The sequence below is a fragment of the Mesorhizobium loti CJ3sym genome (assembly GCF_000472785.1).
GTDB classification, from domain to species: domain Bacteria; phylum Pseudomonadota; class Alphaproteobacteria; order Rhizobiales; family Rhizobiaceae; genus Mesorhizobium; species Mesorhizobium loti_E.
Genome location: NZ_AXAL01000036.1, coordinates 44,884 through 51,301, shown reverse-complemented (window position 1 = coordinate 51,301; position 6,418 = coordinate 44,884). Strand labels below are relative to the sequence as shown.

General features: G+C 59.4%; 6 protein-coding genes. All 6 read right to left on the bottom strand.

The window, feature by feature from the left end:
* The coding region (locus A3A9_RS0132910; RefSeq protein WP_027061072.1) for a transposase at nucleotides 1–197 on the bottom strand (197 nt) is incomplete at its 3' end.
* Between the two features lie 687 nt (nucleotides 198–884).
* Complete coding sequence (locus tag A3A9_RS0132895; RefSeq protein ID WP_027062396.1) at nucleotides 885–1,601, bottom strand: pentapeptide repeat-containing protein; 717 nt, start codon at nucleotides 1,599–1,601, stop codon at nucleotides 885–887.
* A 299-nt stretch (nucleotides 1,602–1,900) separates the two neighbouring features.
* The gene (locus tag A3A9_RS0132890) at nucleotides 1,901–2,188 is read right to left on the bottom strand and encodes a hypothetical protein (RefSeq protein ID WP_027062395.1); all 288 of its coding nucleotides are present in this window, start codon (nucleotides 2,186–2,188) and stop codon (nucleotides 1,901–1,903) included.
* 1,172 nt (nucleotides 2,189–3,360) lie between these two features.
* Complete coding sequence (locus tag A3A9_RS0132885) at nucleotides 3,361–4,560, bottom strand: mandelate racemase/muconate lactonizing enzyme family protein (RefSeq protein ID WP_027062394.1); 1,200 nt, start codon at nucleotides 4,558–4,560, stop codon at nucleotides 3,361–3,363.
* Nucleotides 4,561–4,568: 8 nt separating this feature from the next.
* Nucleotides 4,569–4,895 (bottom strand): NIPSNAP family protein, encoded by a 327-nt coding sequence (locus A3A9_RS0132880; protein WP_027062393.1) that lies wholly within the window; start codon nucleotides 4,893–4,895, stop codon nucleotides 4,569–4,571.
* A 129-nt stretch (nucleotides 4,896–5,024) separates the two neighbouring features.
* A complete protein-coding gene (locus tag A3A9_RS0132875; RefSeq protein WP_027062392.1) occupies nucleotides 5,025–6,383 on the bottom strand; it encodes a mandelate racemase/muconate lactonizing enzyme family protein in 1,359 nt (452 codons plus the stop codon).
* Between the last annotated feature and the right edge of the window lie 35 nt (nucleotides 6,384–6,418).

The window sequence follows — 6,418 nt, the reverse complement described above, 5'->3', positions numbered from 1 at the left end:
CGGATGAAGCGGTTGTAGATCGTCTTGTGGGGACCATACTCGCTGGGCGCGTCGCGCCACCGAAGGCCGTTCCTGATCACGAAGATGATGCCACTGACGATCCGCCGATCATCGACCCTGGGCACTCCGTGAGACAGCGGGAAATGCCGCTCGATCCGGCGCATCTGCGCCTCCGACAGCCAGATCAAATCACTCATTGCAGCGCCTCCTCGCACCGCCAATGAATCAGCCGTTTGCTGTCTCCGCAAGAACTTTAATAGGTCCTGACCCTAGCTCCGGTCCAAGCCACCGCATGTAATCGGCCGGTGCCAGAATGACCGGCATGCGGTCGCGTGGGCGAATTGGCCCAGTTGCGAAAGCAGGACGTATCGTTGCGCGGTGGCGTCTGGGTCATTCGCATTACCCCTGAAGCCGGAACCGTCAAGACCAATGAAGCTCGCGAGGTGCCCCTTCATCAGCAGGTGATCGACCTTGGGTTCCCTGCTTTTGCACAATAGGCTGCAAGCGGCCATCTCTTCTTGAATGTCGACCCGTCAGAAAATGTTCGGGAGAGCTTTGCGCGGCCTGAAAAACCGGCTCGCCGAGTTCGGGCGCAGCTTTGTGTCAGATCCGCATGTCGCACCCAACCATGGCTGGCGTCACCGCTTCAAAACAATTGGCATGGAGGCTGGCATCCCTCCCCGCATCCTAGATGCAATCCAGGGTCAGGCCGCTAGGACGGTTGCCGACGCCTATGGGAAGTAACGTTAAGGACAATGAGCGGCGAGATCGCGAAATTGAGCATATATCGACTCGAAGCGCTCACCGATCCCTCAAGTGCGCCCCGGGCGCAGCGGTGCCCATGCGGCTCGGCGTCTTTGCCATCATAGGCATCTTGCCGGCATCTATTCCTGCTGGAATGGACAGGGCCAATCTTCAGGCCTCGTCAAGCCAGAAGGCAACTCGGTCCGGGCGTCTCCGCAAGCTATGTTGAGCTGCCACTGGGACAGACCCGTCGAATTGGAAAGATCGAGGCCCTCGATACGGGTCAGAAATAAAAAAGCTCGGTCAAAGTCTACCGGCGCGGTGAACGTCACTCCTCGGAAATCTGCTCGCGCGAGATTGGCAAACGAAAAGCGGCTGCCACTGATATTGGCGTCATGGAACTGCGCTCGCCCCAATTCCGCCTTTGTGAAATCAACATTGGTCAGATTGGCGTCCTGGAAATTCGAGCGCTGCACTTCCGCGCTCGCAAACGCAGCGCCCTGCGCGTCCATACGGCTGAAGTCGGTCCTGTAGGCCTCGATTTTGTCGAACCGGGCGCCTCTAGCGGTCGAGTCGGCCAGGGAAGCACGCACAAGCGTCGCCTTCTCAAAATTTGCCGCAAGGAGATTGCTGTTCCTGAGGTCGGTCGAAGTGAAATCAACACCGAACAGGTTCGCCCCGCCCAGGTCCTGTCCTTTTAGGACGAGAAGCTTTTTGTCACAGTCCTGCCAATTGACGCCAGGCGTCGCGGCTGCGTCACAATTTTGAGCGGCAGTGGCGTTCTGCCAAGCAATTACGGTGCAAACCGCTAGAACCAAGCCGGATGCGCTGCAAGCTCTGGTTCGTCTCAAAGTCATTGTTGCTGGACCTCTGCTACTCGCCGACAATCAACGCTCCAGACCCTGGCGCGCCCGTGATCCCATTCCGGGCGGGCTTTTTGCCGTAAAAGCGAGCCTTATATTAAGCGGCTGGTTTTCAAAGCTGGCATCGTCCTCGCTGCTGACCAAGGACAGCGATCCATGAACCGCTCCAAAAAGCTGCCGCGAGCGACAGCGGTAGGGCGCTCATCGCCACGAAGGCGCCGCAGCTGCTGACCCTTGCCAACCCCGTGGTGTCAGAAGGCGGGCACTGCCCGCCTTCGACGCTCGGCCTAGATTCAGCCGCCCATCATCTTTGCCATCGTGCAGAAATCTGAGTGCGACTTGTTGATTGTGGTATCGCCGCAGTCTTTCAACACCGCCTTCTGTTCATCGGGTTTCATGGCCATCCATGCGGTCTTAAAGTCAGCCTGCGACTTCATCGTCTTCATGCCGGCATCCGTGAAGAATGGCGACATTTTCGCCGGATCATCGAGCGCGGACGTCCCGGTGCTGCTGCCCGCAAGCGCCGAACCGGTCATTATTGCAAGCGCCATCGCGCCCATCGTGAGCATCTTGTAATTCATGGAATATTCCTCCTGTAAAAAGCTGCTCAGATAGCAGCTTGTTCCTTCAACTCCGTTCTCGATGAAAAGTTTCGCCCCGCGATATCGCCCGTTCGAAGTTTGTGATTAAACCGCTCGCCTAACAGAGGTTGCGCTTACATCATAAAAAAGGCCCACCCAATGGAGACGGGCGGGCTCAGGGTCTGGGCGCTGGGATTAGCCATAGCGGTGCCAATCAAGCCAACCGTTGGCGGAAGCAAATGCAACAAGGCCGCTTGCGTATGCCGGTGAGTGTCGGACCTGGGTTGCTATCGTGATTGTGGCGGGGACCTCGATCGCCTTGATCGCAATAAAAGCTAGGCGCTGAGGGTAGCCACTAACCAAGACGAGCCGTGCGCTCCCATCGAGAGGTTCATGCCAGCATGACCTTGAAAGCAATTCTCTGACCACGGACGAGGCCCGACTCAAATCAGCGGAACTTACTCGCTGGCCCATTCGGTACGCCACTTTCGATCAATCCCTTGGACTAAGACTTCTGCTTCGTGGCCATGCGATGCCGCAGAGCGTGCGGCCTTGAGAGCGGCTGTTTACGGCTCCATCGTTGGGATTGTATAGGTATTCCACGCCGTCATATCGGACTTTCCACCGATCAACTTCTTTGAAAACATAGTACTTCGCACTAGCCATCTATGCCGCTTCTCCCCAACGCCGCTACCCAGAAGGAAAATTAGCAATGTATGCGCGCTGCGCAAGCCGGTTGCGCCATTACTGCGCACACGGAAAAGGCAGCCAATGGCCTCCAAAGTCGAGTTTTCAAATTGAGCGCGCGGTTGTGTCTCAGCTTCCTGTCTTTTTAAGGCCTTCGTCACGCCAGTATGCCCACCATGCCCGACATGCGAGGGCGATCACGCTCATCAAAGCCCGCCGCCAGCAGGGTAGCGCCACTTTTAAAGCGGGCCCCCCGGTGCCGGCGCTTAGGGCTGATGCGCGATGGTGGCCCCTGTACGGCCTGTGAAGCGGCTATCGGTCGCGCTAGCCTAGGTCGACTTTCGGTAAGCAATCGCGATACAACTATTGCGCGCGCATTGTGAAGAAGACGCAACCAGTGCGATTATGTACCTGCGATTAGGTCGCGCTGCCGAAACTGTGCGTCGTCAATGACGTGCAAGGAGCATCATAGGGTAGAGGAATTTTCAATCGAAGAAGCCCGCATCCTCTTCCCTGAGATATTTCCTGGCTGCTTCAGCATCGATATCGAGGCCCAGCCCCGGCGCTTCCAGCAGGTCCACCATGCTGTCCTTCACGATCTGCTCGGGTAGGCCGACTACGAGATCCTTCCACCATGGGTCAGACGCGCTCGGGTATTCGAAGGCGATGTAATTGGCGGGCAAGGTGGCACAGACATTGATCAGCGCGCCGAGGCCGAGAAGGCCGTTGGCGGTGCCGTGCGGCGCCATCAGGATCGAGTGCATATAGGCGTGCTCGGTGATCCATTTGAGCTCGGCAATGCCACCGACATCGGCAGGATCGGGGCCGATGACGCGCACCGCCTGCGTCTCGATCAGTTCCTTGAAATTGTGCCGCATGTAGATCTGCTCGCCGGTATGAATTGGCGTCGAGGTGGAGGTGGTCAGCTCCCGATAGGCCTGCGGATTGACCCACGGCACATAGTCGCCGGTCAGCATGTCCTCGAGCCACATCAAATTGTACTTCTCGACCGCGCGAGCGAATTTGATCGCATCGGGCAGCATCCAGCCCGGGCCGCAGTCGAGCGCCAGGCTGACCTTGTCGCCCAGGACCTCCTTCATCGCGATCACGCAGTCGAGCATGTGATTGAAACCGCGCTCGCTGATCACGCCCTGGTCCATGGCACCGTGATATCCGGCCTTGTTCTGCGTCACGCCGTAGTGAAAGCTCTCGACGGTATCCTTCATGTTGGAATGGAATGAGATGCCTTGCTTGACCATGAAGAAGCCTTCGGGCCGCTCCATCATCCATTTGACATCAGCGGCGTAATCCTCCGGCCGGTCGCCCGTGCGTTTCCGGCGGATAGAGCCGTTGTAGACGCGCACCTTGTCGCGCACCTTGCCGCCGAGCAGTTTGTAGACCGGAACGCCCGCTGCTTTCCCGGCGATATCCCACAAGGCGTGCTCGATGGCGCTTACCGCCGCGCCGTTGGGCTTGAAAGAGCCGCGCTGGCGGATCTTCAGCATCACGCGTTCGACGTCAGTCGGGTCCTCACCGATCAGGGCGTCGCGAAAATGCAGCACCCAGGGTTTAAGATAGGGCTTGGTGTATTCGGCTTCCCCCAGGCCGTACAGGCCCTCGTCGGTGACGACGCGCACTATGGGGTGCTTGCCGATGACGGCACAGCGGAGATCGGTGATTTTCATGGGATTACCTATTTCACCGATGAGAAGGCGGTCGGCGCCAACAATTGGTTGGTGATACTGGCGACGATTGGCCCATCGCTTTCAGACGCGTCGCGCACTTTGAACCAGGCTGGATCGGTGACAAAGGCCTTCCACTTCACTTCGCGCTCAGCCAGCGATTCCCAGGCGATGAAGTAGGTGAGGCGATTGCTGCTTTCGCCCACCATCGTGGTGAAGAACCCGGCCTGGCGAATGCCGTGCTTGTCCCACAGAGCCAGGGTGTGGTCGTTAAAGCGCTTGAGCAGCGCCGGTAGCCGGCCAGGCAGGCACTCGTAGACTCTCAGCTCGTAGATCATGTCTTCTCCTTGTCGCCTCTCCCTGCAGAGAGGCAGGCGCGGCGCGCCGGTTGAGGGGGGCTCGTCCCCCATTGTGTGTGCTTGGCCTCGCCCACGCATGATCCTTTCCCACTGAGAGGAGCGAGAAACTCAACTCCAGATCCGATCCCAGGAATATTCGTCATCCCAATGATCGGTCGGCTGCCACACGCCGGTGACTCCGGATTGCAGGTGCTGGCTGATGACGTCGTCGACGACGTCGTCTATGCCCAGACCGGGCTTGTCCGGCACTGTGATGAACCCGTCCTTGACCAACGGCTTGGGCAGGCCGGTGACGATGTCGTCCCACCAGTCCACCTCGACGCTGTGATATTCGAGCGCCATGAAGTTTTCCGTGGCCACCGCGACATGCGCCGCGGCCATTGCCGCGATCGGGCTCTCCGCCATGTGAATGGCCATGGCAACGCCATTGTCCCGCGCCGCGTCGCCGATCTTCTTGGTCTCGAGGATGCCACCGGAGGTGAGCAAGTCCGGATGGATGACCGCGATGCCGGCCTTGAGCAGCGGCTCGAAGCCTTCCTTGAGGTAAATGTCCTCACCGGTGCAGATCGGCACGGACGTCGCCTGCTGCAGCTGACGATACTGCTCGGTGTACTGCCAGGGGATGACGTCCTCGAGCCAGGCAGGCGCGTATTTCTCTATCCGCCCGGCGAGACGGATGCCGTCCTGCAGCGAGATGTGACCGACATGGTCGATGGCGAGCGGGATCTCGTAACCGATCACCTCCCGGACCTCGTGGATATATTGATCGAGCAGGTCGAGGCCCTTTTCGGTGAAGTGGAGGCCGGTGAAGGGATGCGGCACGTTTTGCGCGTCATAGGCGGCGTTGCGCGCCCGGCGCTCGTCCAGTGTGCTTGCAGGGCCACGGCCGGCACGGGTGCGGAAACCATCGAGCACACCAGCGGGCGCGACCACCGCGCCCGGGATATGCGAGATCTGCGCCAGCCCGAGGTCCATCTTGAGGAACGTGAAACCGAGATCCATTCGCGCCTTGAGCCGCTTGCCGGTCTCGGTGCCGCTGGGCTTGTCGGCGTCGGTGTCGCAATAGACACGCACCTTGTCGCGGAACCGTCCTCCAAGCATCTGGTAGATCGGCACGCCATAGGCCTTGCCGGCGAGATCCCAGAGGGCGATCTCGATTGCCGAGACACCGCCACCCTGCCGCCCATGACCACCAAATTGCTTGATGCGACGAAACAGTCGGTCGATGTCGCAGGGATTCTCGCCCAGCAACCGGCTCTTGAGCATCAGAGCATAGGTCGCGCTGGCGCCGTCGCGCACTTCGCCGAGACCGACAATGCCCTGGTTGGTGTAGATCTTGATGAGCGCCGAGGTGAACGGCGCGCCGACGATCTCGGCGACGCGCAGGTCGGTGATGCGCAGCTGGGCTGGCTTGGAGTTCGTGTTCACGCGATCGAGCGCCTCGTCGGCTCCATCCGTCTTTGGCATGACTCATCCTCTTTCTTGTGGGCGGTGCTTATTGC